General features: G+C 53.3%; 30 protein-coding genes. 15 read left to right on the plus strand and 15 right to left on the minus strand.

What is annotated here, in order from left to right:
* Positions 1-252 precede the first annotated feature (252 nt).
* The gene (locus tag ROO76_00570) at positions 253-528 is read right to left on the minus strand and encodes a hypothetical protein (protein MDT8066634.1); all 276 of its coding nucleotides are present in this window, start codon (positions 526-528) and stop codon (positions 253-255) included.
* 437 nt (positions 529-965) lie between these two features.
* On the opposite strand from ROO76_00570, the gene ROO76_00575 reads away from it, so the two are divergent.
* A complete protein-coding gene (locus ROO76_00575) occupies positions 966-1,952 on the plus strand; it encodes a beta-propeller fold lactonase family protein (protein ID MDT8066635.1) in 987 nt (328 codons plus the stop codon).
* Positions 1,931-2,491 carry a GNAT family N-acetyltransferase gene (locus ROO76_00580; protein MDT8066636.1) on the plus strand — a complete coding sequence of 187 codons (561 nt, stop codon included), beginning with the start codon at positions 1,931-1,933 and terminating at the stop codon, positions 2,489-2,491. The genes ROO76_00575 and ROO76_00580 overlap by 22 nt, the downstream gene beginning before the upstream one ends.
* A gap of 29 nt (positions 2,492-2,520) precedes the next feature.
* Here ROO76_00580 and ROO76_00585 read toward each other — a convergent pair whose 3' ends face one another.
* A complete protein-coding gene (locus ROO76_00585; protein MDT8066637.1) occupies positions 2,521-3,252 on the minus strand; it encodes an alanyl-tRNA editing protein in 732 nt (243 codons plus the stop codon).
* A gap of 59 nt (positions 3,253-3,311) precedes the next feature.
* Positions 3,312-3,806, minus strand: coding sequence for a DoxX family protein (locus ROO76_00590; protein MDT8066638.1), 495 nt, complete (start codon positions 3,804-3,806; stop codon positions 3,312-3,314).
* A gap of 667 nt (positions 3,807-4,473) precedes the next feature.
* Between ROO76_00590 and ROO76_00595 the strand changes: the two genes are divergently transcribed.
* Complete coding sequence (locus tag ROO76_00595; GenBank protein MDT8066639.1) at positions 4,474-4,830, plus strand: hypothetical protein; 357 nt, start codon at positions 4,474-4,476, stop codon at positions 4,828-4,830.
* A gap of 323 nt (positions 4,831-5,153) precedes the next feature.
* Here ROO76_00595 and ROO76_00600 read toward each other — a convergent pair whose 3' ends face one another.
* Genes ROO76_00600 through ROO76_00615 form a run of 4 tightly spaced genes read right to left on the minus strand, consistent with a single transcriptional unit; the run spans position 5,154 to position 7,587 of the window.
* Positions 5,154-5,753, minus strand: a complete 600-nt coding sequence (locus ROO76_00600) for a response regulator transcription factor (protein MDT8066640.1) — start codon at positions 5,751-5,753, stop codon at positions 5,154-5,156.
* Positions 5,754-5,789: 36 nt separating this feature from the next.
* On the minus strand, positions 5,790-6,239 hold the full coding sequence (locus ROO76_00605) for a DUF2231 domain-containing protein (protein MDT8066641.1): 450 nt from the start codon (positions 6,237-6,239) through the stop codon (positions 5,790-5,792).
* Between the two features lie 10 nt (positions 6,240-6,249).
* Positions 6,250-6,603 carry a cupredoxin family copper-binding protein gene (locus tag ROO76_00610; GenBank protein MDT8066642.1) on the minus strand — a complete coding sequence of 118 codons (354 nt, stop codon included), beginning with the start codon at positions 6,601-6,603 and terminating at the stop codon, positions 6,250-6,252.
* 15 nt (positions 6,604-6,618) lie between these two features.
* Positions 6,619-7,587: a metallophosphoesterase gene (locus ROO76_00615; GenBank protein MDT8066643.1), complete on the minus strand. Its 969-nt coding sequence runs from the start codon at positions 7,585-7,587 to the stop codon at positions 6,619-6,621.
* Between the two features lie 688 nt (positions 7,588-8,275).
* On the opposite strand from ROO76_00615, the gene ROO76_00620 reads away from it, so the two are divergent.
* Positions 8,276-9,736 carry a tetratricopeptide repeat protein gene (locus tag ROO76_00620; protein MDT8066644.1) on the plus strand — a complete coding sequence of 487 codons (1,461 nt, stop codon included), beginning with the start codon at positions 8,276-8,278 and terminating at the stop codon, positions 9,734-9,736.
* Between the two features lie 145 nt (positions 9,737-9,881).
* On the plus strand, positions 9,882-11,021 hold the full coding sequence (locus ROO76_00625) for a beta-propeller fold lactonase family protein (protein ID MDT8066645.1): 1,140 nt from the start codon (positions 9,882-9,884) through the stop codon (positions 11,019-11,021).
* A 1,160-nt stretch (positions 11,022-12,181) separates the two neighbouring features.
* Here the strand turns inward: ROO76_00625 and ROO76_00630 are convergent.
* Positions 12,182-12,727 carry a VOC family protein gene (locus ROO76_00630; GenBank protein MDT8066646.1) on the minus strand — a complete coding sequence of 182 codons (546 nt, stop codon included), beginning with the start codon at positions 12,725-12,727 and terminating at the stop codon, positions 12,182-12,184.
* Between the two features lie 839 nt (positions 12,728-13,566).
* Here ROO76_00630 and ROO76_00635 point away from each other — a divergent pair.
* The gene (locus tag ROO76_00635; GenBank protein MDT8066647.1) at positions 13,567-13,926 is read left to right on the plus strand and encodes a carboxymuconolactone decarboxylase family protein; all 360 of its coding nucleotides are present in this window, start codon (positions 13,567-13,569) and stop codon (positions 13,924-13,926) included.
* A 96-nt stretch (positions 13,927-14,022) separates the two neighbouring features.
* A complete protein-coding gene (locus ROO76_00640) occupies positions 14,023-14,790 on the plus strand; it encodes a haloacid dehalogenase type II (GenBank protein MDT8066648.1) in 768 nt (255 codons plus the stop codon).
* A 3-nt stretch (positions 14,791-14,793) separates the two neighbouring features.
* Here ROO76_00640 and ROO76_00645 read toward each other — a convergent pair whose 3' ends face one another.
* The 5 genes from ROO76_00645 to ROO76_00665 all read right to left on the minus strand — a co-directional run bounded on the left by ROO76_00645 (position 14,794) and on the right by ROO76_00665 (position 18,042).
* Positions 14,794-15,534 carry a DUF1223 domain-containing protein gene (locus tag ROO76_00645; GenBank protein ID MDT8066649.1) on the minus strand — a complete coding sequence of 247 codons (741 nt, stop codon included), beginning with the start codon at positions 15,532-15,534 and terminating at the stop codon, positions 14,794-14,796.
* 66 nt (positions 15,535-15,600) lie between these two features.
* Positions 15,601-16,116, minus strand: a complete 516-nt coding sequence (locus ROO76_00650; GenBank protein ID MDT8066650.1) for a DoxX family protein — start codon at positions 16,114-16,116, stop codon at positions 15,601-15,603.
* Between the two features lie 11 nt (positions 16,117-16,127).
* Positions 16,128-16,961 carry a DNA-binding domain-containing protein gene (locus ROO76_00655; protein ID MDT8066651.1) on the minus strand — a complete coding sequence of 278 codons (834 nt, stop codon included), beginning with the start codon at positions 16,959-16,961 and terminating at the stop codon, positions 16,128-16,130.
* Positions 16,958-17,812 (minus strand): DUF692 domain-containing protein, encoded by an 855-nt coding sequence (locus tag ROO76_00660; GenBank protein ID MDT8066652.1) that lies wholly within the window; start codon positions 17,810-17,812, stop codon positions 16,958-16,960. Before ROO76_00660 ends, ROO76_00655 begins: the two co-directional genes overlap by 4 nt.
* Positions 17,813-17,859: 47 nt before the next feature.
* Positions 17,860-18,042, minus strand: a complete 183-nt coding sequence (locus ROO76_00665; GenBank protein MDT8066653.1) for a hypothetical protein — start codon at positions 18,040-18,042, stop codon at positions 17,860-17,862.
* Positions 18,043-18,299: 257 nt separating this feature from the next.
* On the opposite strand from ROO76_00665, the gene ROO76_00670 reads away from it, so the two are divergent.
* The 3 genes from ROO76_00670 (at position 18,300) to ROO76_00680 (ending at position 20,743) form a co-directional block, all read left to right on the plus strand.
* Complete coding sequence (locus ROO76_00670; GenBank protein ID MDT8066654.1) at positions 18,300-18,905, plus strand: sigma-70 family RNA polymerase sigma factor; 606 nt, start codon at positions 18,300-18,302, stop codon at positions 18,903-18,905.
* Positions 18,902-19,153 (plus strand): zf-HC2 domain-containing protein, encoded by a 252-nt coding sequence (locus tag ROO76_00675; GenBank protein MDT8066655.1) that lies wholly within the window; start codon positions 18,902-18,904, stop codon positions 19,151-19,153. The genes ROO76_00670 and ROO76_00675 overlap by 4 nt, the downstream gene beginning before the upstream one ends.
* A gap of 636 nt (positions 19,154-19,789) precedes the next feature.
* Entirely contained in the window at positions 19,790-20,743 is a 954-nt protein-coding gene (locus ROO76_00680) for a TIGR03118 family protein (GenBank protein MDT8066656.1), read from the plus strand.
* On the opposite strand, the gene ROO76_00685 is transcribed toward ROO76_00680, so the two are convergent.
* A complete protein-coding gene (locus ROO76_00685) occupies positions 20,643-21,452 on the minus strand; it encodes a carboxypeptidase regulatory-like domain-containing protein (GenBank protein ID MDT8066657.1) in 810 nt (269 codons plus the stop codon). The genes ROO76_00680 and ROO76_00685 overlap by 101 nt on opposite strands.
* A 286-nt stretch (positions 21,453-21,738) precedes the next feature.
* Here ROO76_00685 and ROO76_00690 point away from each other — a divergent pair, with 286 nt between their 5' ends.
* Positions 21,739-22,068, plus strand: a complete 330-nt coding sequence (locus ROO76_00690) for a DHCW motif cupin fold protein (GenBank protein ID MDT8066658.1) — start codon at positions 21,739-21,741, stop codon at positions 22,066-22,068.
* Between the two features lie 305 nt (positions 22,069-22,373).
* Here the strand turns inward: ROO76_00690 and ROO76_00695 are convergent, their stop codons facing one another.
* Positions 22,374-22,997, minus strand: a complete 624-nt coding sequence (locus tag ROO76_00695; protein ID MDT8066659.1) for a DnaJ domain-containing protein — start codon at positions 22,995-22,997, stop codon at positions 22,374-22,376.
* Positions 22,998-23,263: 266 nt separating this feature from the next.
* On the opposite strand from ROO76_00695, the gene ROO76_00700 reads away from it, so the two are divergent.
* From ROO76_00700 to ROO76_00715, 4 genes are read left to right on the plus strand one after another with little or no spacing between them, the layout of a single operon-like run.
* Entirely contained in the window at positions 23,264-24,211 is a 948-nt protein-coding gene (locus ROO76_00700) for a 4-hydroxyproline epimerase (GenBank protein MDT8066660.1), read from the plus strand.
* Between the two features lie 15 nt (positions 24,212-24,226).
* Positions 24,227-25,348 carry an FAD-dependent oxidoreductase gene (locus tag ROO76_00705; GenBank protein MDT8066661.1) on the plus strand — a complete coding sequence of 374 codons (1,122 nt, stop codon included), beginning with the start codon at positions 24,227-24,229 and terminating at the stop codon, positions 25,346-25,348.
* Entirely contained in the window at positions 25,341-25,586 is a 246-nt protein-coding gene (locus tag ROO76_00710; protein MDT8066662.1) for a (2Fe-2S)-binding protein, read from the plus strand. The genes ROO76_00705 and ROO76_00710 overlap by 8 nt, the downstream gene beginning before the upstream one ends.
* On the plus strand, positions 25,586-26,851 hold the full coding sequence (locus ROO76_00715; GenBank protein ID MDT8066663.1) for an FAD/NAD(P)-binding oxidoreductase: 1,266 nt from the start codon (positions 25,586-25,588) through the stop codon (positions 26,849-26,851). Before ROO76_00710 ends, ROO76_00715 begins: the two co-directional genes overlap by 1 nt.
* Positions 26,852-26,853 lie beyond the last annotated feature (2 nt).

The raw sequence follows: 26,853 nt of genomic DNA on the forward strand, positions 1-26,853 counted from the left end.
CGCCCGCAGTTCCGCACGGAAGAGAACGCCTTCCTGTCGCAGAACGCGATCTTCACCAGGTGCTTCGCGGTGGCAAGTAAGAATCCTCGCGCGCGGGAGAGGGTCGGGTCGGCCGGCGGCCTCTCCACTGGAAACCGGGCCTGTTGGTGGAAAGTGGTGTCGCATAAAACCGCAGTCTCGGGGGGCCGTTACGCATGCGTAACGATCATTAGAGTGAGAACTTATGCGACACCCGGAGGAAAAAAAGAGGGCCTAATCCTGTGAGCGTTGTTGCGCCCGCCATGCCGCGACGATCCTGCGGGTCGAGTATCCGGCATACAGATACTGTTTCCAGTGGTGGGGGAGAATGCCGACGATCTCGATGTGGCGGATCAGGCCCTCGCTACATCCGGCGATCCTGGCCAGCCTTCGGTGGCTCACGCCGTAGTCACGCAAACGAACGACGGCTTCGCCGCGTTCAAGATCGGTCCATGTCTTCCAGTTCTGGTTGATCTGGAAGGCGAGTTCTTGAGCAGTTTCGTAGTCCATACATACCTTTCGGCAATGAGGTGGTCATGACCCCGAATGCAAATAGAGTCTCTGCTCGTAAGGTAGTATCGTTCCGCTTCGTAAAAGTGAATGGAGCGCCTTCCTGATCCCCCGCCCGCCCCCTCGGCAAACAGGCGATGTGGAGGCAGCGCCTAGAACTGTGATCTTTTGCAGTTCTTGATTGCAGACCGAACTGCGACATAGTAGTTACGAAACCTTTACTTGTCACCGGAATCAAACACGATCGTTCCGAAATCCACTATGGGTGAGGAGTAGAGCGTGTTCGGACTCTGCCGCTTCCATCTCGCGCTGACTACTTCATATTTTCAGCGTTCAGGTCGAATATGTCGGATAAAACGATTTTCACGTCAATCCTGGCTCTGGTGTTCGCGGTCTCAGCTTCGAACTGTGGTGGCATGCACGAAGCCTCCAATCAGATGCCCAGGGAGACTCGCTTTGCGTTTGTGGCGAACTATTTTTCAAACAGCATTTCCAGTTATGAAGTGGACCCGCAAACCGGCAGGTTGACGCTGAGGAACACGCTTCCAGCCGGTGGTGTGAACTCCAGAGTTGTCGTTGTAGAGCCTTCCGGTCGATTCGCTTATGTTGGAAATCAAGGGTCTGACAATATCTCCGTTTTTGCTATCGACACGAGCTCCGGTGAGTTGTCCATGGTTGGTCAACCTGTTCCAACCGGCCACGGACCCCGATTCATGCTTTTCGGACCGACGGGGAATTTGCTTTACGTTGTGAATCAAGACTCCAACGAGATCTCGGTATTTTCGATCAACAAGAGCACGGGAATCTTAACGCTCGTTGACAACCCAGCCCAATCAGACGACCTGCCAGTGGCGTTGGCACTGTATCCGTCGGGACAATTTGCGTATGTAGCAAATGCCAATTCCAGTGACATAACCGTGTACAGGATTGACAGCGCAGGAAGGTTGGGGCTTACCGGTGCAGTTCCGGCCCCCACAAATCCCGTCTGGCTTACGATTCACCCAAATGGGAAGTTCGCCTACACTGCCAACTTTGGGTCCAATGACATTTCCACCTTCTCAGTCGACGCAACGGATGGAAGTTTACGACCGCAGGTCGGGCGCACCACAACGGATGCCCCTACCTCGATCAATATCGATTCGCATGGCCGGTTTGCGTACGTGACTAACACGAGGGCAAATACGATATCCGTGTTCGCAATAGATGCGGACACAGGCGCTTTGACCCCAGTTTCAATCACGCAAACCGGGAACAATCCAGTCGCCTTCATCCTCGATCCCTCGGGGCGATTTGCGTATGCCGTCAACCAAGGTTCAGATGACGTAACCCAATATAGCGTCGACCCTGCCACCGGCTTATTGACCCAGGTTGGATCGTCTGTCGACACTGGTGAGGGCCCGGTATGGCTAACGCTAAGGAAATGAAGAAGCGGAACACCGGCGTTCTCTCAAACCGTGACGGATTCTTGTCGCTGAATCAAGTCACGATTAGAAGCGCTCAGTTGCGCGATCTCGAGCGATTAGCAAGCCTTTGCTGTGCGCTCTGGCCGAAGCGTTCGCTCGAAGACAACTTCGGAGAGCTTCGACTGATTCTCGAGGGTAAAACTGAACTAGTCCTTACCATGCCGCTCGCCATCTTCATCGCAGAAACCAACTCGAAAGAGTTGGTCGGGTTTGTGGAAGTCGACCTGCGTTCGCATGCGGACGGATGCAGTCCCGCAAAGCCAGCAGCATATATTGAAGGATGGTATGTTGCGGAGAGCTTCAGTCGGCGTGGAGTAGGGAAGATGCTGATTGAAAAGGCTGAGGAGTGGGCACGCACTCAGCACTGTCTTGAAATTGCATCAGACGCAACTATCGATAACTGGAAATCCCATCGTGCACACGAGGCCTTGGGCTATGAAGTCGTGGATGCTTGTGTTCATTTCCGCAAGGACTTGGGCGGGCGTCGTCAGCAAAAGTGAGTTCCCGTCTCAGAATATTTGCCGAGCCGTCAATTCTGCTTGGAGTTGAGCTTAACGTAAAGACGCTTGTTAATGCTCCCCTTATTCTCAACGCGCTCCACTGACATCCTGCCGATGAGGGTCGTATTTTCGATGTGAGTTCCACCGCATGCCTGCGCGTCAAACCCTGCGATTTCAACTATCCGAACGCGGCCATCGAAAACGGGTGGGCGCACCTTCAGAGTCCGAAGCAGTTCGGGGCGGGCATTAAATTCCGCTTCGGTAATGGAATAGGCCCGAATGGACCGACTTGAACCGATTTCCCGATTAACTTTAGCCTCGACGTCGTTGCACAACGAAGGCGAGAATCCATCCCACTTGAAGTCAATGCGAGCGTACTCAACATCGATTTGCGCGCCCGTGATCCACGCGCCATAATCGCGAAGTGCAATCGTGTTCACGAGGTGAAGCACGGTGTGATATCTGGACAGCGCAGACCTGCGTGGTAGGTCCAACGAAAGTTGTGCTGTCTTTTGTTCCCAACCCGGATCTGCCCATTCGCAGCAATGCCACAGGATTCCATCAGGATCGGCTTTAACATCATTCACAGTTACCGATGTTTCTTCGGTCGACAGAATCCCTCGATCTGCCGGTTGGCCTCCGCCACCTGGATAAAAGCACGTCTGATCGAGAGCCACATCTGTGCCGCGAACACACAAAATCACGCCAGTCGCATGTGAAGCGTGATCGTCTTCCCAATAAAGTCGTTTCGTTGGGTTCATAAACTTCGCACTCCCTTACCGAGCCAGCGCAATCCCCTAATCAGCCCTAACCGTTCGTTTCAATCTATCTCGGACCTGCAGCAATTGCTACTTGAGCAATAGAACTTCCTGCGGTGGAACCATCCGTCTATCGAAAATGCACTAGGTCCGCCGATTGCCAGGACCAGCAGTCCGGCAATGTAAAGCAGATTCAGCTCATACCCAACTGGCCCAAACTCAGCTCCTGACGCTGTAACTGCTTTCAGGGTTATAGATGAAAATCCGTATCGAAGGTGAACGGTAAACAATGCCGTCAACATAATGACTGTAAATGGCACAGTCAGGAGTGCGACGAACGCACCGGCCATCATGGCAATGCCGCCGAAGAACTCAACAAGAGAGGTAACCCATGCCGTCAGGTGTGGCTGAGGAACGCCGATGGCGGCAAGGATATTAGCAAATCTCTCGGGGCCGCGGTGGAGTTTGGCAAATCCGTGCGCGGCAAATCCGAATCCGATCACCAAACGCAATGGCAACAACGCCAACCTGGTTCGTGTGACATGCGAGTGAAACACTGAAAGACCTCCTTGTGGTTTTCCAATCGTTTGTCGGAGTGTGATTCGACCAGTCCGGAAACTGAGTGGCCGCGCGGATGGACGGACTGCTTACTACGACAATGAGCGGCTAAAACACTCGTCAAAGTTCTCCATGCCCGTTGGATTCGTGGGCGACGCGGATGTTACGTCACTATTGCGTAAATTGATTGTTACTGAGTCTGCGCAATCGAATATCGGTACCTCATTCCAGCGCGAGCCGAGATGAGTTCATGGCTTGGCCGATCTGAGTTCAGCTCGGTGACATTAAAATTACAGAGACCTACCGCCTGTTTACAGACCTATCTCACCTGTACTGAATCTATTCTGTGCGGAGAGTCGTAGTGGAAGGAAGGAGTCGGCAGTACAATTCTCTTTTGTATTGCTGTTCTCAGCGGAATCGTATCACCGCACCGGCTCGTAAATTCAAACAGGAGGGACTGGCAGTGTCTGTCAAGAAATGTGCATGGCTCATGATTGCTGTGATCATTCTCATATTCTTCATCGGCTGTAATGTGTTTAACAGTTCCTGCTGTACGCCCGCTCCGGTTTCCGGGCGGTACTTTGCGGGTGTGTGGCCAATCTGTTTTGCAATAGCTTCAGTGGTACTGCTGCCAGGGTGAGCGCCCCCTCCGAAGGGCGCTCGCACATGGAAGCCATGCCAGGGTTCCGCGGTATCCACTACGGATCATCAGACCATTCCAACTCATCCGGAACTGTGCTCTGCAGTACGCGCAGATCTCCAAGGGGAAAGAGCTACATCAGCGGTTTCTTCCCCGCTGGAAACCAGGACCACAAAGTATTTGAGGTCGCGTTTGATAACTACATTTACACGAAGCTGGACCCGAAGGGGCGCGGTGCAATCTGTATCATCTATCCGTCGTTTGCCAAGGCACAGTTTGCACTGGAGCGCTGGAAAGAGGAAGAGAAGGCCGGCGCAGGGAGTCACCAACTAGTCGAGACCGGGTGGGTATACCAGGGTCCGAACGCTACTCCGGACTATTGACAGCGGGATCAGAACTCTAATCCTGGTCAGCACGCACCTTGAGTTGACCGACGAGAACCTTTCGGAGGTGAACTCTAAACAACACCATAGCCCAGGGGGCTCGACTTACACTTGCGAGGATCCTCATCGCAAATTAGATCGAGGGCGGTTTGGGAACCGGAGTCGACCTAAATCGCGCCATGATATGGAGGTTACCCCGCCGCCTCGATGTAAGCAGTTAGGATCCAGCGCACACAATTGTCGCGAACGTCGACGACTATGCCGGTTGAGGACGGCAGTTGGAAATGTTCCCAACACAAACGCCGTGTTGGCTTCATATCGATTTACGGTACGAATTTATAGCCAATACCGTGAACAGTCAGGAAGTGGGCAGGCTTTGTTGGATCGGCCTCAAGCTTTTTTCGCAGCTTCATAATGCGGTTATCGACGGTACGAGTAGTGGGATAGTTCTGATATCCCCAGACTTCGTCCAGAAGTTGTGCTCGACTTATAACCACTTCTGGATGCGAGACGAAGTATTTCAATGTTTTGAATTCATGAGCTGTCAGGACGATGGACTGCCCGCTACGCAAAACTGTCATCCTTTGGAAATCAATCTCCACTTCGTCGAAGCGCGCCCACGTATCAGTAATGTGCAATCTGGTTGTGACCGAGGGGGGTACAACGTGCAGTTGCTTGTGCTCCAAGTCGCCGATGAAGTGCCTCTTTAACGATTGATTGGCCTCTGCGGCACTGGTGAGCACTATTTCTGCCCGACGATCCTCCTTCTGAAACCTGAACACGATTTCGAAGTAGGATTCAGTTTCGCTGGACAGGAGTGAAACCAGGCTTTCCAGAGAAAGTTCATCCCGTGTTGCGACTTGCAGCATCGAGGTTTTCTCAAACTCTGTCGGTCCCAATGATTTAACCTCCCACATACCCATAACTTTCTCCCCAATGGAAGACGTTCCATGATTTCCTCAATAGGGTCCGTTAACGCCAGTTAATATGCCGCCTAGGTGCGCTGTTGCCGCAATTAACATGACGGCCGTAAATTCAATCGCTAATCGATAGCCCGGCAGTGCTGTCCGTGGTGCACGTCTTGCGATCGTATGGATCCATGCAACGAAAAGGACGACCGCTGTCGCCGAGGTGCCGAGCAGCAGGTGAACCAACAAGACACCCTTTAGTTGTTGCCCTTCTAATGCCCAGCGCCAAGCCAACAAGCCGGAAACCACGGTGGGCAGAGTGGTTGCCGCCGCAAGTAGAAGATTGAGATAGGTGACTATCGCGAATTCTTCCCGTTGTGTCCATTGCCACAGGAAGTCAAAGGCCACGGCGGTGGTGAAAAGCGCAATTGGGAAATGAATTAGCACGACATGTTGTGCATGCCGTGCCAACACCACACTTTTGAGGTCAAAAGGACTCACAAAGGTTCCTTTACTTGACGACTACTTTGCCTGTCATCTTCGGATGGATTGAGCAGAAGTATGGAAAAACCCCTGCTTTGGTAAATGTGAATGAATAGCTTTCATTCGTGTCCAGAACCTTGGATTTGAAAACTTTCTCCGTGCTTACAATGTTGTGAGGAATGTCGTCATGATTCGTCCATGTGACAGTTGTGCCCACCGCAACGGTGAGTGTTTCCGGCCCGAAGCTGAAATTGTCGATCGTTATCTGGGCGCTGGTCGGAGCGTTAGTCGATTCGTCATCGGCTGTCTTGCTCGACACGACCGCCAGTGCGGTAAATTGGAGTATTAGCAAGGCAGCTAAAATCAATAGAGTTCTTCTCATTTCATTTCTCCTTTCTTAGCCCTCAAGCGTTGAATCAACGACAGCGATGGAGTGCTTTCCGTGTATCTGGGTTACGGCGGTTATTCCCAATAGAGATTTCAACTTGTCGGCCGGTACTGTCATCGGTCCAGGGGACTTAGCCATACCGGGTTGCGGTTGGGGAAAGGCAGTGGAGGCGGCCGAATGAAAGGTCACGTTCCCTTCGACTTTTTGCATCACCTGGTGGATATGGCCATTCAGGACTGTCACAGACCCGAATTTCTTCAGATACGAAAGGGCTTCGGCACTATCTTCTGTTCCCCAGCCCCATTCCGGATAGACCGTCCACAAAGGAATATGGGCAAAGACGACAACGGGGGTGCTGTGCTTTAGATGTCGCACGTCGTCCCGCATCCATTTCAGCTGTTCCGGACCGAGGGTTCCAAGACCTCCCGCCTTCAGGTTTAGTACGTTGACGAGCCCAATGAAATGAACACCCTTGTGGTCGAAACTGTACCAGCCATCTCCCTTGGTCCCCCGCCCGCATCTTTCCAGGAAGCCCTTCCCATCGTCAGTAAGGACGTCATGTTCTCCAGGAACGTAGAAGACGTTCTTCGGATTGGCACTCTTGATGATCTGGTCCATCAAGTCGAACTCTTCAGGTTTGGAGAGGTGCGTTATGTCGCCCGTATGCAGGATGAATTCGGGAGAAGAGGGGAGTGCGTTGATTTTGTTTACGGCCGCTATGAGGGTTCCTGTGACATCTGGATTTGCCGGCTTGTTGAACCCCATATGGCTGTCGCTGATTTGGACGAAGCTCAGGTCGCCCATGAATTTGTCGGGCCCTTGGGATATCTCGCTGAGGGCATACGACTGGAGCACACCAGCTTTCATCACACAAATTGCTCCCGTTCCAGCCCATGCCATGCATTTCAGGAATCCTCTACGATCTATCCCATCGGTATGTTGATCGTTATTTAGAAGATATTCATTCGATTCAGCCATCCTCGTCCTCCTGCCACTGTCTAGAAATTTGCGGACGTCTCACCCCGTTCGCGAAGTGTCATCACTTTCATTCAAGTCAACGAGGATCACAATGGATGGGAAATCCTCAGTTAAAGGACTTTGGGTTCCCGGGCATCCTGCTGAAAACGCTGTGGAAAAATTGAAAAGTTCCTTTCGAAATCGCCGTGCATCTAGTAGGTGTTGGCTTTGCAATTCCCAGTGAGAGCCGGTTTACGTGACGCAAGTGAGTCGAGAAAACGAGCGGCTCCGTTTTGGAGTGTTTGAAGTTGACCTCCGTGCGTCAGAACTGCGGAAGCAGGGCCTCAAGATCCGGCTACAGCGACAACCGTTTCAAATCTTGACTATGCTGCTCGAGCGCCCTGGAGAAGTGGTTACGCGCGACGAGTTGCGAAGTGCACTGTGGCCCGCGGATACATTCGTAGATTTCGATCACGGTCTAAATAAGGCCGTTCGGAAATTGCGCGATGCGTTAGGTGATTCGGCAGATAGCCCCAGGTTTGTGGAGACGGTTGCGCGGAAGGGATACCGATTCCTGGCGGAGGTCAGGCCTGTCGAGTCAAATTTTTCGGTTCCGCCGTTAAACTCCGCTGCGGACGAGAATAGTATCGGCTCCGAGACACACGTCTCAACTGAGACTACTGCTGCGACGGATCGGATCAATGTCTCCGTGAAGGCCCTGGCAGTAGGTTTGGTCGTAGTTGTCTGTTTGGCGGCGACACTCTGGCTACGTTCACGGATGGCCTCTACCCCTACCATTCGTTCGCTGGCTGTCCTTCCATTTGAAAGCCTTTCGACTGATGCGAACCAGGATTACTTCGCCGACGGCGTGACAGATCAACTGATCTCTGATCTTGGACAGTTGCACGACCTGCGGGTGATATCCCGAACTTCTGTGATGGGATACAAGCGCGCACATAAGCCATTGCCTGAAATCGGCAGAGAGTTAAACGTCGATGCGATCGTTGAAGGCACAGTAATTCGTTCGGGTACTCAGGTTCGGATCACGGCACAGCTGATTGAAGCGTCTTCAGACAAACATCTTTGGGCACAAAGTTATGACGGCAATCTGAGCGAGACACTTGAACTCCAGAGCAAGGTTGCCGTTGCAATCGCTGACCAGGTGAGAATCAAGCTCAGTCACCAGGATCAAGTCGCACTGGAACACGCGAAACCGGTTAACCCCGATGCGTATGTCTCGTATCTGAAGGGGAGATACTTCTGGAACAAGCGGACCCCCGACACCTTGAAAGTGGCGCTGAGCTACTTCAATCAAGCGATAGAAGAAGACCCCGCTTATGCACAAGCATATACAGGGCTGGCGGATACTTATGCACTCTTGGGAGATTGGCAATATGGTGTGATGTCCCCAAAAGAGGCACTGCCCAAAGCGAAGGAAGCTGCGCTCAAGGCATTAGAGCTGGACAATTCACTTGCGGAAGCACACACATCTCTGGCGTTTTGCTTGCGGAGCTTCGAATGGAACTTCCGCGTTGCTGAAGACGAATTTAAGCGTGCCATTGAACTGAATCCAGGGTATGCCACTGCCCACCATTGGTATGCTTGGCATCTTGCAATCCTCGGGCGCTACACGGAAGCGATTGCGGAAATGAGAAAAGCTCAAAGCCTGGATCCCCTTTCGCTTGTCATCAACGCCGATCTTGCTGAGCTGCTGGAGATCGCTCATTCCTACGACGAGTCAATCGCGCAAAGCAAGAAGACTATTGAACTGGATCCGAACTTTGGTCTCGCTCACAATCACCTAGGACAAGCTTACTTTGACAAGCATATGTACAACGAAGCGATTGCAGAGTTGAAGACGGCTGTACGGTTATCCGGCGGTAGCCCGACTTGCGTCGCAAACCTTGCACGCAGTTACGCGGCCGCCGGAGACAAAAAGGATGCTTTCCGCTTACTTGAAGACCTAAAGACCCGGTCGAGTGAGATGCATTCTTATGGTTCTGAGATTGCAATCGTTTACGCATCTCTTGGAGACAACGACCAGGCAATGGCATGGTTGGAAAAGAGCTACAGCGAGAAATTCAATCCCGGTGTTCTTATGCGGCCAGGTTTTGATCCACTGCGCAGTGACCCTCGATTTCAAGATTTAGTTCACCGCATCGGTCTCTGACAACTGATCTTCGGAATATCCATTCAGATTAAGACCCGGTGACAATCTGTTTACATCCCTACCCGAAACATCTATAGCTCCTGCCAATCGAACCATGTAACCGACAGGTCAAATCGTCGGACTTCTGTGGTATGAAAGGCAAGAAATGATCAGGACAGCCCGGGTTGTGTTCGGTGTCACATTGATGCTGAGCATGGCTTTTTCAAGTTTTGGTGAAGCTCAATCTTCAGCGAGCAGGAACGACCGCTTCGCCCTATTCGTGATGACAAATTCTGCTGTAAAAAATGAAGTCATCTCGTTCACCCCTGGCACCGATGGCCAGTTGCACAAATTCCGTGCTTTTGCGACCGGCGGAAGAGGCAGCGGGGGAGTAACGGATCCATTGGAGTCGCAGGGGTCATTGACTCTCAGCGAAGATCGTGAACTGTTGTTCGCGGTCAATGCGGGGTCTGGAGAACTTACAGTTTTTCGTGTGCAAGGACCTGAACTGGCACGCCTCGACGTAGTTCCCTCTGGCGGTAGCAATCCCACTGCGGTTGCGCAACGTGGAAATCTTGTTTTCGTACTGAATGCCGGAGGAGGCAGCAACGTGACTGTCTTCGCTCTCCAGCCTAATGGGAAGCTTCGTCAAATTGACGGTGCCAAATCGTTCCTGAGTTCAAATAATCCCCGTGCAGGGTCGCTCGCAATCTCCCCGGACAGACGCTTCCTTCTTGTAACAGAGAAAGCTACAAACCAATTGGATGCATTCCCAATCAATCCAAATGGAACGCTTGGTCCTGCAGTAAGGACTCCAAGCGCCGGCCCAGGGCTGTTTGCAGTTGTATTTGCGCCGAACGGCTTGGCAATAACTTCTGAGACCGGGCCGGGAACGCCGGGCAACACTTCCGCAGTTTCGTCATACGCCCTGGCTCCAAACGGGACACTTGTGCCCATCAGCGTAAGCATCCCGACGGCAGGTGCTGCCACTTGCTGGCAAGTCGTGACTCCAAATGGAAAGTTCCTGTATACGGCAAACTCAGCGACATCAACCATCTCGGGATTCCGCATCGGATTGAATGGGACACTCGATCCGCTGCCCGGAACAGTTCTCGCTAATCTGTCGCAGGGCGCTGTAGATCTGGATGTTGCTGTGAGCTCAGACGGGCGCTTTCTCTACTCCCTGAATTCCGGATCGGGGACTGTCGGTGTATTCCAGATTAACCAAGACGGGACACTAAACGAGTTGGGAGAACTGGAGGGGCTGACTGCCACTGCTGGATTTAACGGAATTGCTGCTCGATAGCCGGAAAGGGAGCTGCTGCATCATTGCAGCTCCCTTAGTTAATCTATGTCGCGGTTCTGACGTCTTCAGAGTTGTAGATCCATCCAAATCCTGTCACGAACCGGGATACCATCGCAGATCAGGGATTTGGGGTATCCCTTCTCGACTGTAAAGACGTCCCGTTCCACTCGCAGTAAGCGAAATCCATTCCTCTGGTAGAACCTGATTACATCGTGATCTGCAGTGCTTGTGGATACATGAATTTGCCTCGCCCCATTTCGTTTAAGAAGTGCTATCACTCTTTCAACGAAATAAGTTCCCATCCCGATGCGTTGGATTGCCGGCGAAATCGAGAGACTCTTGATTTCGACCACACCTTCTCCATGTTCCCACAGCAGAAGCTGACCGATCGGGAGTTGGTCAGAATCTCCAAAGTAAAGTAAGAACAGTCGTCCCGTCGGCAGGTATCCTAGTATTTCGCTTTCAGAGTCGTCGGCCAGTCGCATCAAGTCGATGACCAGTGTTCGGTCAAACGACGGGGGTGCCTCGACAAGTCTGATTTCTCGAATCGGTTTAGAAGTACTCACGTTCATCACTTATTAGGAAAACCAGGGCTACTTAACAACTGGTCGACCTGCCAGAGATGACGTCTTGTATGAGCATTGATGATAAGAAGTCCGGTCGCCACCGTGAAATTGAAGCCGGGAACTAGTGGGTTTTTAAACCTAACCCCACAGAGGTCGAGGTCAGCTGTCCGCCGAATGAAACTTCTGAGTGTCCTGTTAGAGCTCTGATAGTGTTCTAGGACTTCCTGTTTATCTAATTGGCTTTTGGGTCGGATACTCGCTGGCGCCTTGATTCGCAATGAAACAGGCGGCTCTGTTTTTTTGAGGAAATACCTGGAGATGAATCCTCCGGGCTCCAATGGTGTATGTCCGAATTGCGCTTTCTTCGACGCCAACTCCAAAGCCTCAAGATATTTCTCATTGGTTAGCGCAATGTGATTGACGCATTCGCAAACGCTCCACCCATTTCTCCCCAATGGCCGCCAGTGTGATTGGTGACTATTCAGCTCACTAAGGACTTTTGTAACATGGCACTCCGCTTCATCGACCGAGGACAAATACGATAGGAGGTCACCAGGGAATTCCTCGATCGGAGCTGAGGATGAAAGTCGAAAACTATTGTTCTCTGCCATATAGCATCTTCTGAAGTAACGACCCGTTCGCAGGGATTGGAAGAATGGGCTGATTTACCAATTCACTCTCAGGGGAGCGATGAATCCAATCCCGCCACGATACAACTCCAAGAGTAGGCCGGGGCGGATCGGGAAGCATTGCTATCAATTCCAAGAGATTGTCATCTGGATCTCGGAAGTATATTGCGGCTGCCGGCATCCAAGCCAGTACGACAGGTGCATCTGCCGGTTTGCCTTCGAAATCCAGGGCCTGGACGCCGGCTTCATGTAACTCGACGAGAGCCTTCGGCAAGTCGCTGCGTGAGATTCTGAGTGCAACGTGAGAGAGCGATTTCTGGGGCGAAGTTCCAACTTCCCACAGCCCGAGCATCGACTGGCCCGGATCACCGACCCACACGAAGCTTACCCGCCTTTCGGGAAAACTTGCCGCTAAAGGCAGCCCCAGAACGCCATTGTAAAAGGCCAATGCCCGGTGAAGCTTTGATACGTTCAGATGAGCTTCAAAGACGCCATGTAGTGGAATCAGCAAGTGTCACCCTCCCCAAGAGAACTATTCGTTGCGTGTGGTCCGGATTCGGTGCCATCCGAGGACGACTGAGAAGCGCTGTCTTTTAGTTGTCTCAAAAGCTCGCGACTTCCGTTGACAGAGCCCATTACAGGGCTCAGCAGGAAATCATGGAACTCACTCCCGAGCCCGTTCAACCGGATATGAGTGGAGACCTGTGCCCAGTGTCTTATCTCGTGAAGCAAGACATGGACGGCGAGCTTCCGCGAAGTAATCTGAACGGTGGCATTCATGATTGACAGTGGGCGAGGAACGTCCCATTCACGGCTGGGCAAAGTGAACACGAATTCTTCGAAAGTTGATCGACTCAGCTGCCCAAACTGAAAGAGTGCTTCAACATCGAGTGACGAGAAAGATGAAGTGTCGCGCGGCGAACGCCCTAGGAGTCTGTCTGAATATCTCAGCTCGGATGAAAATATGTGGTGAATTAAGTCTCCGATGCAGTGAAATCTCCCACCTCTGTGCAATCCAAGGTCGAAGCGCAGTGCATGTTCTCCGTTATTCGTAAGCCATGCGTGCCATTCCAGACGCTCCCATTGCGTGTAGTCCATCAGCGTGGTAATTCCAATCAATACCGACATCTGATCTCCATTGATTGCTCGCTGCACTTGCGCAGCGTATCTGACACTTTGACGTGCAAAACAGGGATCGGAAGTTAAAGTCATGTCAACAAGTTGTCATAGATTCACCTTCATAAAATCCTTGGGCACTAGACAAATTGTTGGCAGGAACAAGACAAGTTTGTGACAGCGAACTGTGTTGGTATCTGTAGTCTCCTTATCGAGCTACATGAAGGAGGAAACTTGCATTATCACGACTCGGAAGACCTGAAGCATTTGGGAAGCCTGAAAAAACTGGCGCCTGTTGAATTTGCAGCGTTTGTTTCGTTCGATCAGACGGTTGGGCAAGATGATGGGAAGATTCCTAGAAAATATCGTGAGCTGATCGCGATTGCGGTCGCGTGCACTACTCAATGCCCCTACTGCCTCGAGGTACATACGCGAGCTGCAAAAGTTGCAGGAGCGTCGCGCGAAGAAGTGGCTGAGGCTAGTTTCTTGGCGGCCGCTTTGAGAGCAGGCGCAGCAGTCACTCATGGCTCCTTGGCTGTGAGGTTGTTTGATCAGGCCGATGTTCCGCAAGCGAATGTTAATGCTGCCGACTAGCAGGAGGTAATGCGCGAAGAGATCTGCCCGATTCCGGAGTCGGATCTCCTCGCGTAGTGATTGCGATTACTGGTCGCCTCAAAACAGAAAAGTACTATGGACAGACGCAGATTCATAGCGATGGTTGGCGCAACGTCAGTTGGTTCAGCAATGGGAGCCAGCAATTTTAGACCCCCATACTCGCCTTCTTCTCGAAAGGTGCGGGCAATTGCATTCGATGCATTTGTGATCTTCGATCCGCGCCCCATTGCAAAGCGGGTTGAAGAAGTATTCCCTGGCCGGGGACCTCAACTGACAGTGCAGTGGCGCTCCCGTCAATTTGAATACACTTGGCTTCGAACGTCTGGAGCACAGTACAAGGATTTCTGGCATGTAACTGATGACGCCTTGACCCAGGTAACAGAGTCAATGGGAGTTGAACTTGATTCGAACGAGAGAGAGTACTTGATGAGTGCCTATCTCGAGCTTCCGATATGGCCTGAAGTACCGGCAGTATTGGAAAAGGTTCGGCACCGGAGAATCAGAATGGCGTTTCTATCTAATTTCACAGCCGAAATGATGCGCACGAATCTCCGCAGGGCAGGTCTTTCCGAATACTTCGAAGATCTCCTAACAACAGATAGGGTGAAATCGTTCAAACCAAGTCCACGGGCATATCAGATGGGGCTCGACCATTTCGGCCTGGCGAGGAATGAGGTACTGTTCGCAGCATTTGCTGGTTGGGACGCGGTCGGGGCTAAGTGGTTCGGATATCCGACCGCCTGGGTCAATCGGGCGAAAATGCCTCCCGAGCGACTCGACCTCACCCCCGACTTTACGTTGGCTGATATGGATGAGCTATCAGAAGTAATTCCGTTTAAGTGAGCGCTAATGGGCAGTGTCGATCGAAGCTGCACCTGTGATTCCACTACGATCTTCCACCCAAACCACAACCATAATGTTGTTCTTCTTCCAGGAAGCATCAAGCTCGGTCGGAACAGCGGAATGATAGGAGCCGGCAGAAATAGTTCCCAATTTCTCTAATTTCCTCACGACTGCGGTGTGGCGCAATATCCGCCCACCATTCTCCCCGGCACGGACATTCGTTGTCACGTTGTCCTCCGTGATCGCCAACATTAATGTAGATTCAGCACGAGTCACACCCCGAATAGTGACATCAAGTAAAGTCGGCGTGGACCATACAAGTTGTAGTTCAATCGGTTTTGCGCGTGTACTCTCTGTGTGAATCGCCTTGCTGATGGCAGGCGCATCGTTTCCTACTATCTCAAGTCGCCCATCAACTACCATCTGGGGTGTATATGCACTTCCAAGCTTGAACCGATGCGAGTAAGCGGATTGGCGATCGGTGAATACACGGGACGAGAAACGGTCCTTCCATCCAAGGCCGTCCCAGTAGTCCACGTGTTCCCCCAGGAGAATCAATTGGAACTCTTCTTGCTTTGCGCGTCGGAATTGCTCAAGGAGGTGGTCCGCAGGCGGGCAACTCGAGCATCCTTCTGAGGTGAAAAGCTCCACAACGACTGGAGTGGGTCTCTTTTGTTGGGAAAAGCCAGCTACGCTAAGCAAGAGCATCGACAGCGGGACAAGAACAGAAATGGCAACACGCATGCCCAGTAGATGGAGCGCACTGTAAGAAGTTACATCGCCGGCCAGACAGTGTCTGAGGACCGGAACCTACACTCGGGCAGCCCTGGCAAACGTTTTCTCTTGTCGATTCTCTTTGGTGCCTTTCCGTCGGAATAACACGTCTAGAGCAAATTTGCCTGGACCAAAAAACAACACAAGCAGGGAAGCGAATAGGAACGTGTAGGGAGCTGCGCCATAGAACTTTTCGGGGTCAGAGATGATTGACATCAAGGCTTCACGATCGGCAGCGTAGAATGCGACAGACATGTTTGCGGTCAAAAGGAATGCGGTCGGGCGCGAGGCGAGACCTACAAAGATAAGCACACCGCCGACGAGTTCGAGGACAGCGACAAACCACGCGTTTGCCGCGGGCGAAGGAATACCCAGAGAAGCAAAGAATTCTGCGACTTGGTGAATGTTTTCGAACTTGCCCCACCCAGTTTGGGCGAACTGCCACCCCCAATAAACTCGCACCGCCAATAACAATAAATCCTGTCCACGATCGGCAGTTTGTAGGAATCTCGCGTACAAGTTTCTAGCGTGTTTTGATAACTGGTGACTCACTGTCTGCTCCTTTAATTCGTTCGTCCGATCCAACCCAGGGCCGCAAAGAGTTCGAAGTTGTTGCGGAGGTGTTCTTCCCAGCAGCTTTCGCTGACGGTCGAATCTCGAAATGCGGCTTCAAGCACGTTTCCAAGAGGAAGCCCTTTGGAAATGTGATCGAGCAACGCGAAAGTGTTCAAATCGATACGCTTGTAATGGACCTGAAAATCTAGTCTATGGACCACTAGTCCAACTGGAAACTGCAGGTTGCGTGGCGCTTTGCGCAGTTTCCTTATGGACCCCTTAGCACTAAGCTGGTCACGTACGTTCAGCAGGGTTTCGTCGACCGAATAGCAAAGTTTCAGAAGTCTGATATGAGGCTGCAGAGCCAATCTGGAATTCGCTGTGAGTTCCGAAAATTGTTCTGTGGCCAAAGGTCGGAATTCCGCGCCATCGAACGCTTCGATGTGAGCCCATTCAAGTCGTGCCATTTCCAGTGCGAGTGGAAGGCGAGGACCGACCAGCCATCCGTGCCTCTCGATCCAGTGCGGAAGTTGCTCCCCAAGGTTGCGGAGGGTGAACGTTCGAGATGGACAATCCTCCAAGTACTGTTTTCTGATCAAATCGAACCGTTTAGCGCCGAGTACTGCTCGTAGTCCGGGGAAGTCCTCGCCAAGAGAATCAAGAACTCGACTCCAGTACGAGCGGGTGTAGATACCAAGGCGTTCCTGGGCGCCGAGCCGGGGAGTGGCGCGGAGCAGCTTCATTGCTCTTGCCTGGCCTGTCCGGCGCACATCTCCCAACGCGGTCACCGGTCGCATTATCGACGTGGCGAAGAGCCGTTGCATTTCTGCAAGTCTGCTCACGAGGCCGCCTCACAACACGTTGCCTGTTCAAGAAACGAGCGAGACTTCAATGCCTCGGTCATCACTTCATCAAAACTCGGAATGCGATCGTCCCACTCCAGAAGTGTGGCGGTAGGGCCGACTCGATCGATGACTCGGCTGTAAAGCCTCCAGACATCATTCACTACGGGATGATCGTGAGTGTCCAGAATGTAATTGTCATAGTTTGAATGACCCGCAATATGAATCTGCGCAACTCGTTCTGTTGGGACCGAGTCGACATAGAGGGAGGGATCGAACTCGTGATTCCTGGAACTCACGTAGACATTATTTACGTCGATAAGTATTCCGCAGTCGGCGCGTTCAACGATCTCGGAAAGAAATTCCCACTCTGTCATCACGGAGTCCGAAAATTCGGCGTAGCTGCTGACGTTTTCTACGATCAGCGGTACCTCGAGAAAGTCCTGTGCACACTTAATATTCGCGACGCATATTTCGACTGCTTCCCAGGTGTAGGGGAGTGGAAGCAGGTCGTGCGAATAGCGACCGTCGACGCTACCCCAGCAGAGGTGATCCGAGACCCAAGGTGTCCCTGTTCGTTTGATCAGCGCTTTCAATCGGCGGAGATGATCTTGGTTCAATCCGTCCGTGGATCCGAGATACAGGGAGACTCCGTGCTGGACAACCTTGTAGTGCTCGAGGATCGAATCGAGTATTGCAAGCGGCCGTCCACCGTCGATCATGTAGTTTTCAGAAATAATCTCGAACCAATCAGCAGCGGGCCGGGTCTCAAGGATGTGACGATAATGCGGGACTCGGAGGCCGATTCCGACTCCGTAGTTAGTGAATCCGTTGAATCGATTTGCAGGCATGATAGTCCTGTTTGCGAATGGGACCGGTGGAACACCGGTCCCGGTGATTAGAAGACGTGCTTTTCTTGGTCTTTGTCCTTGTCATTCTTGTCGCCAAAGAGTGCGGCGGTGTTGACTCCATTGCCATTTGTGTTGGTAGTGAGTGTTTTGGCGAATGCGGAGCCAGAACCAGCCAGCAGTCCTGCCATGGCAGCAGCTAATGCGAGAGACCTGAGATCGTTGTTGCTCATTTCCGGTGTACCTTTCGAAGTTTAATTGCGACCGTCCTCGTGGTCGGCTGCCAGTTCGTATCTGCGGCAACAGCGATGAGAGTGTCTTTATGCGGAAAAGTTACGGGGCAGCTGTGAGTTAATCCACGACCAGCAGATCAAGAAGATGTGTAACTTTTCGGCCCTTTGCAGCGTCGATAAAAGACCGAAGAGAATACGTGCAGGATTCCAGCGCAAAGTCGACGAATTCCGAGGAAGCCACTACTCGAGAGTCGGGTATGATCGCCCGTATCCTCTCGGGCGAGCGCGACCTCTTTCACGATTTGATAAAGCCTTACGAACGGGGCGTATATGTCGCCGCATATTCAATCCTGCAAAACGAGGCAGACGCCGAGGACGTCGCGCAGGAAGCAGTTCTCAAAGCGTTCGTCGGACTAAGGAATTTTCGTGGCGAATCCCGGTTCAATACATGGTTGCTTGCGATCACGCTGAACGAAGCTCGCGCCCGATTGCGACGAGTGCGGAGTTCGAGGTTCGAGTCCTTGAGCGAAAGCATGGAGGAGGACGATGGAGATTACACTCCTGCGGTGCTGGCGGACTGGCGTTTTGTGCCTTCTGAAGCACTGGAGCAACAGGAACTGCGGAACCTGATTCAGGAGGCGATCGCACAACTATCGCTGCGAGATCGCGAAATACTATTGTTGCGCGACATCCGGGAGCTTAGTATCGCGGAAACCGCAAAGGCCCTGGGAAAAACTGAAGGAGTTGTGAAAATACGACTCTTCCGGGCCCGGCTAAGGCTGCAGAAAATGCTTGCACCTCGGCTCGGAACGAATCGTCGCGGGTTGCTGGCTTGGTTCGCGCGGAAGGGGGGTGTTCGATGACAATCAAGTGCAGGGAAGTCTGGGACCAGATTAGCAATTACATCGATGGAACTGTACCGCCTGAGTTGAAGAGCGCGATCGAAAAACACCTCGCCCAGTGCAACTATTGCTCTGCCGTTCTCGACTCGACGAAGAACATCCTGATATTGGTAGCCGATGATCGAACTTTTAAGATTCCCATCGGGTATACAGAAAGGTTGCACGAAAGATTACAGCAGCTAATGGATGAAGAAGGCCACGAGCACTAATTCGGATCACAATCACAACTCGCGATGGAACCACGGATGAGTGATCATTTCCGCCACTATGAGCGTCAAGGTAGTTATAGAAAGCCACAACTGGATTCTTCGCGAATTCTTTTGACGAGATGTGAGGGGTTGTAATCTCCAATGTGCCGCTGGATTTTTTCGGATCCTGTCTTCGTTCCAGAGCAAAAACAGATTCAGGGCGGACAGTATCCCAGCCAGCGTCAACACAGGTATGCGAACCGCGTTGCGATGGAGTCCATGTGCCGGCCCGACCGCACCTGTCGCCAGCAGTGAGCCAAGACCAAGTACTACTCGAACTCCACTGATTGCCACGGCGAAAACACACAGTGCCTCCATTGCTGCAAGAAACAAAGACGACCAGGCTAGTGCCGCTGCCGTAAGTCTGGACTGCTGAAATTCATTTTGAGCGGTGGCGAGTTCTTCTGTTTCAGATCGCATGCACGATTAGACGCGTTGGCGTGTCGGCTGGAGGCAAGATTGTTTGTCTGGTGAGCGACCGACCTAACTTTTACCTCCATAAGACAGCGTCGTGACACCAAGTCCTTCTGGTCCTCCTATGTTTCAGGAAGGCGATCACGTTTGGATCGTACTTGTGCTTTGAACTGGAGGACTCGGATGTTCCGAAGTCGCAAATTGCTTTTTCTTCTTGTTCTGGCGATGCTGGCATTCGAGAGTGTCGCTCAAACGAACAATTCTTACAACCAGACGAATTTAGTGTCTGATGTGAATGGGGTCGCGCAACACACAGACCCGGCGCTGGTGAATCCGTGGGGAATCTCCTTCGTTCCAGGCGGACCATTCTGGATCGCAAACAACGGGACCGGTACTTCCACAATCTATGACGGATCTGGCGCGACCGAACGGCATAAGGTAACCATTCTAGCCGGGCCGAACACCAATGGGCCAGCGGTCGTCACAGGCACCGTTGCAAACACGACGACCGGTTGGATGATCGACGGGATTCCAAGTCAATTTCTATTCGTTTCCGAAGACGGCACGATCACTGGTTGGACCGGCGGAGTGAACGCAAAGATCGTTGTGAACAATTCAGCGACCGGGGCAGTTTACAAAGGCCTCGCCACGGGTACGACTGCAACCGGCAACTTTCTCTATGCTACGAACTTTAGTCAGAATCGAGTTGACGTCTTCGACCGGAATTTCAATCTGGTCCATTTGACCGGAAACTTTAGTGATCCTGACCTCCCGGCAGGCTACGCTCCGTTTGGGATCGCAAACGTTGGGAACAATCGTCTGGTAATCACGTTTGCGATGCAGGATGCCTCAAAGAAAGGTGATGTTGCAGGTGACGGTCATGGATTTGTCGATGTATTTGATACTGACGGAACCTTGGTTGTTCGCTTCGCAAGCCAGGGGACACCGAATTCGCCGTGGGGCATCGCTGTATCGCCTGACAACTTCGGACCGTTCAGCAATGCTATGTTGATCGGGAATTTCGGCGACGGAACCATCAATGCTTTCGATCTCGGGACGCACAATTTTCTTGGCCAGCTGAACAATGGTGCCGGTCGCCCGATGGTGATCGATGGCCTGTGGGGACTGACTTTGTGACAGAGCCGCCGCCGCGGCCGAACTCGGCCGGATAGGAGTTGGTCAGAACCACCACTTGCTTGACCGCCTCGGGATTCTGGTTCTGAATTGCCTGTCCGGAGATTCCGTTGTCGTTGTTGTCGAACCCATCGATCAGGAAGTTGTTCGCTCTTGGCCGAAGACCATCGACGGAATATCCGAAACCGTTGGTGAAGGCATCTCGCTGGCTTATGCTCACAATGCCTGGCTTTGTCAGCGACAGCTCCACTGGATTTTGCGAAAAGATCGGCAGCTCTGTAACAGCCGCTTCCGGCACGATCTGACTGATTTCCGCAGTTTCGGTCTGCAGGAGGCCCTGGCTGGCCTCGACCTCGATCGTGTCAACAGCAGTTCCCGGTTTGAGCTGTGCGTTCAGCGATGTGACAACCGAGGCGCGTACATCAAGCGATGGGATCTTCGCCGGGGAGAATCCCTGTTGCGTAACTGTGACTTCGTAAACACTCGGAATAACGGCTTCTATCCTGAATTCACCGTTGCTTCCGGTAGTTGTGGTGCGTACATCACCACCATTTGTATTCTTCGCCGTGACTGTCGCACCAATGACAACAGCCCCGCTTGAGTCTGTGATGGTTCCGGCGATCGTGCCCTTACTGGTCTGTGCAGGTGAAACTGTTGCAAGTGCCACCAGTATCAGGCAGGAGACAAGAACCATTGCTGAAATGCGTCTCATCCATTCCTCCCGTTGACACTTCCAGCGCGTTTCCGTGGAAGTGTTACTGAGGCCATTGCAAGCAGGCAGCCGAAATCCAACTGCCCCTAAGTAGTTGACTGTGTTCAGAGTCGACTTTGAGAGTCTGCCACTCGTCTGCCCACTCGAAATTCAATTACATCAATGCTAATGATGACTGGAGTGGTGAGTGGATCTCCTGTTCGGAGACAGCGAACCGAATCATCGATTTTCGCCCTATTCATCGGTAGCGATCACAGGTAGGTTTTCGCCAGTGTACTATCTCATCATGAAAATGCCTTCAACAGAGATGTTCGTGACCAACTGGTCCGAACTCGAACCGACGCGGCACGCGGGGGAAAGCGGTTTCGCTCTCTGGCGCACGCAAAATCTTGGAGATATTCGAATCCGCATCCTGGAATACTCTCCCGGTTACCGCGCAGATCATTGGTGCTCCAAGGGGCACGTACTGTTCTGTCTCTCCGGTTCACTTGAAGTGGAATTGAAGGACGGAAGGAAGTTCAGCTTGAGCCCGAACCAGAGCTACCAGGTCGGGGACGGAGATCCACCGCACCGTTCTCATACCAGCGAGGGCGCAACGTTGTTCGTAGTAGATTGAAGAGTCGTGAGTGTCGCGGGCAGCCTGAGCGAGGGGTGCTCAGTACTCCTCTGTGCCGTACGCGTCCTGCTAGTCATCGCAAATACTGGTTGAGATTTAACTGGTCACGGCAGAGGCCGCGACTTTGTCTCAGCGTCGCAGCGCGGTTCGAAAGGGAATTCTTAGCGACGTGTTGTTTGGTTCGATTCCGTCCCTGGCCACCATCAGAATTACAGACTTCTTTCCCGGCAGCAGTTCCTACTCGCCAGTCACTTCATACCTGATCTATTCCATGGTTCTAGCCCGAGAATCGCGCTGATTGTGGCTTATTCCGCCGCCGTTGCGTCTCCCGATAGTTTTCGGAGTCGCCGGATGGCGGCGTAAGCTCTGTTGATGTCTTTAGTTTTTCTTTCTGCGAGTTCTCGTAACTCGATCCCCAGGGTGGCGACTCGGTCAGGATGGTAGTCCGCAACCAGTCTCTTGTATTTGCGTTTGATTTCGTTGTCACTGTCCTGCGGTGATGCGCTGAGCACGGAGTACGGATCATCTACTTCGGGTGAATCGTCGGCAGGAAATGGTCTCGATACTGCTTGACGTGTACTCACGGCAAAAGCTTTCCGCACCATCTGGGCGAGTCGGAATCGTTTCTCCTGCGTGGTGTCGGACTGGCTTAGATGTACTGCTTTGACGAAGCGCCCCTTGTGAATCATGACCAGTGTCCGTTCGGTCACCGGCGTGCCGAAAGTATTGCGCATGACAGAAACAATCGATAACGGTAGACCACGGGATGGGTACTGCCACTGGATGTCGCGACAATCAACGCAGAGAGCACAAAACCATGGCCGTCGCGGCGCACGAGGATCGAGAAGCAGGGCCGTGGGCGCCATCGCCGATCTTATGTATGTCTCAACATCGAAGAGCCGGTTGATTTCGACAGGCTCGGCTGACATCGACTCCTCCCGAACAATGCAGGTAGCTGCTTTACCCATGGTGCCATCACTTACGGTTTTTAGCATCTGTTCTCAACCCTTAAGTATGAAACTCCACGGAGCAACTCCTGCCAACCAGCTAGTGCAGACCGCAGCGGTGTTCACCATGGCTGGGGCGCGGCTCTCGTTCGATCCCGCCTGTCGAAATATCCATGAATTATTCGCGAAACTTGTATACCGTATTCTTATTTGACAAGAGAGAGGTTGGGCAAGACTTGGAAAACCGCATGCATCGTATTCACGTGATCGACTCGCACACCGCTGGGGAGCCAACCCGCGTGGTGGTCTCGGGTATGCCGGGTCTTGGCCCTGGGACCATGGAGGAGAGGCTGCGAGTTTTTCGCGAGAAGTATGACCACTTCCGATCCGCGATAGTGAATGAGCCGCGGGGATCGGATGCAGTGGTTGGCGCCCTTTTGTGCGAGCCGGTTAATCCTGCAGCCGCCGCTGCAGTCATCTTCTTTAACAATGTTGGTTACCTTGGGATGTGTGGGCATGGGACCATTGGCCTGATTACGACGCTGTCGTACAAGGGGCGAATCCGTCCCGGTGTCCATCGAATTGAAACTCCCGTCGGAGAGGTTACGGCGGAGCTGCACAGCGATGGAGAGGTTACGGTTCACAATGTTCCCAGCTATCGCCACGCGCAGGGAGTCGAGGTCCAGGTGCCGGGACATGGGTGCGTGGTGGGCGACATTGCCTGGGGTGGAAATTGGTTCTTCCTGATTGAAGGACATCCGCTTGAGATTTCGATATCCAATCTTGATGCTCTGACCGAGTATTCATGGGCGGTCCGAAAGGCTCTTCAGCAGCAGGGCATTACCGGACGAGACAACCAGGAGATCGATCACATCGAGCTGATCGGTCCCGCGCTGAATCCCGAAAATGACAAGCGGAACTTTGTGCTCTGTCCTGGAAGGGCGTATGACCGCTCTCCATGCGGGACAGGAACCAGCGCCAAACTGGCTTGCCTATATGCCGACGGAAAACTGAAGCCGGGGCAGGTCTGGAGACAGGAGAGCGTGGTGAGCACCGTCTTTGAAGGCAGCGTTCGAGTGCGGGATGGTGTGGTGTATCCAAGCATCAAGGGTTCCGCTTGGATCAACGCTGAAGCGGACCTGATTCTCGATCCCACTGACCCACTGGGTTGGGGAATTCGCAGCGCGGTACGCTGAGTAGAAACGCACGAGATGACCGCGAAATCGACATTCGATATTGCGATAGCGGGCGCCGGGATCGTGGGTGCGGCCTGTGCGGCGGAGTTCGCATCTGCGGGTATGAAGGTCGTCGTAATTGAGCGCGATATGGTTGGATCGGGCGCAACGGCCGCCGGGATGGGGCACATCGTGGTGATGGATGACTCCGAAGCGCAATTTGCGCTGACCCGGTATTCACAACAGCTATGGCACGAGTTGATCCCGCAGCTTCCAGCAGAAGTCGAGTACCAGAAGACGGGGACAATCTGGGTCGCCGCCGACGAAGAGGAGATGGGAGAGGTCTACCGGAAGCGCGAATACTACGCGGCCCGGGGCGTCGCTACCGAGGTCCTGGACGCGAAGAGTCTTGCTGCAGCAGAACCGAACCTTCGGGCGGGTCTTGCGGGCGGACTGCTTGTTCCGGGAGATGCCGTGCTGTACCCTCCCACGGCTGCGGCTTTTCTTCTTCGAAATGCCGGATGCGATTTGTGGGTTGGAAAAGCGGTAGCGCGGCTGGAGAGAGGCCGTGTGATCCTTCAGGACGGCTCTGAAATCCTGGCCGGAACGGTTGTGAACGCGACCGGCTCCGTCGCCCCCGAACTTACTCCCGGCCTCGCTGTGGCACCTCGCAAGGGACACCTGGTAATAACAGACCGGTACCCTGGATTTTTGCATCACCAACTCGTCGAACTCGGATACCTGAAGAGTGCTCATTCGGTGGGTTCCGATTCCGTGGCATTTAACGTTCAGCCTCGTCGAACGGACCAGCTGCTGATCGGTTCCTCGCGCCAGGATGGAACGCAGGACGCCGACGTGGATCGGCAGATTGTTCGGGCCATGCTGTCGCGAGCGGTAGAGTACATGCCTGGCTTGGGAAAGCTGAAGGCGATTCGTACGTGGACGGGGTTCCGGGCGGCTACACCAGATAAGCTGCCGCTCATTGGTTCATCCGAGATTCCAGGCGTCTACCTGGCGACAGGGCATGAGGGGCTCGGAATTACTACGTCGCTCGCCACAGGCAAGCTTCTCGCAGACCAGGTCTTGCGACGGGAGTCAGCGATACCCTTTACACCCTACCTTCCATCACGAGCAACCTTGGTGCAGTCCCATGCCTGAACTAATCGAGATTAAAGTTGACGGAACGCCGGTGCGCGTCCCTGCCGGAGCCAGTGTCGCCTCCGCGATACTCGATTCCGGAACGGTGACGTTGCGACACTCGGTTTCGGGCGAGCCACGAGGTGCGGTTTGCGGCATGGGAGTTTGCTTCGAATGCAGGGTCACGGTCAACGGCGTTCCGCATGTTCGAAGCTGCATGACCCTCTGCGAACCCGGAATGGATATCAGGACGAAGTGATGAGCGAGACTCGTTGGGATGTGGTGGTTATCGGCGGGGGGCCGGCGGGGCTCGCGGCCGCTGCTCGCGCGGCTGAGAGCGGCGCCAAGACCATGCTGATCGACGACAACCCAAGACTCGGCGGGCAGATCTGGCGCGCGGGAATTACGACTGCCAATGGCGATTTCAAGACTTGGGAAGAAAGAGTTCTGCAATCGGGAGTAAATGTTCTTGCAGGAGTTCAGATCGTAGAGTGTCCGGAACGCGGCGTGTTAATGGGCGAGGACTATAAGGGTCTTCACGCAATTCGTTACTCACGCCTGGTGCTTGCCACGGGAGCGCGAGAACTGCTACTGCCGTTTCCGGGCTGGACTCTGCCGAACGTTTGCGGATGCGGCGGTTTGCAGTCGCTCGTCAAATCCGGGCTGAACGTCCGTGGGAAACGACTCGCCGTCGCGGGAACCGGACCGTTGTTGCTGGCTGCCGCAGCTTATCTTCGAAAGTGCGGCGGCGAGATCGCTCTCATAGCCGAACAGGCAAGTCTGGCAAGGCTCGCCGGATTTGCGACTCGACTTTTCTCGAGCCCGGCAAAATTGCGGCAGGCATTTTCGTTCAAAGGGGAACTGGAGGGCGTTGCGCTCCGAACCAGTTGCTGGCCAGTTGAAGCGCGGGGAGATGGCCAACTTAGCGAAGTGAAATTTCGTTCTCGACGCGACCAGTTCACCGTCTCCTGCGACTACCTTGCCTATGGTTTCGGACTCGTTCCGAATCTCGAATTGCCGCGACTCCTGGGGTGTGAGGTCCGAGAGGGTTTTGTGGTGACCGATGAGCGCCAGCAGACTTCAGTTGAAAGTGTTTATTGCGCCGGTGAACCGACGGGAATCGGGGGAGTGGACGCCGCAATCTGTGAAGGCCAGATTGCGGGACTCGCCGCCGCCGGGCGTGAAACAGAGGCTAAGGGGTTCCTGCGTGAACGGTTGCGCGGGAAGAAATTCGAAAAACTTCTTCGCACCACTTTCGTTTTGCGACCGGAGTTGCGCGGGTTGTGCCGCGAGGACACGTTTGTGTGCCGATGCGAGGATGTTACGTTCGGGCGTGTTCGCGAAATGAAAAGCTGGCGTGAGGCCAAACTTCAGACGCGTTGCGGCATGGGCGCGTGCCAGGGAAGGACATGCGGTGCGAGCGCGGAATTTCTTTTCGGCTGGAACGCAGTGCATACTCGCCCCCCCGTTTTCCCCGCGAGAGTTGAGACCCTGAGCGCAGATTCAATGTCACCGGAAGGATAAGA

This window comes from Terriglobia bacterium (assembly GCA_032252755.1).
Taxonomy (GTDB): domain Bacteria; phylum Acidobacteriota; class Terriglobia; order Terriglobales; family Acidobacteriaceae; genus JAVUPY01.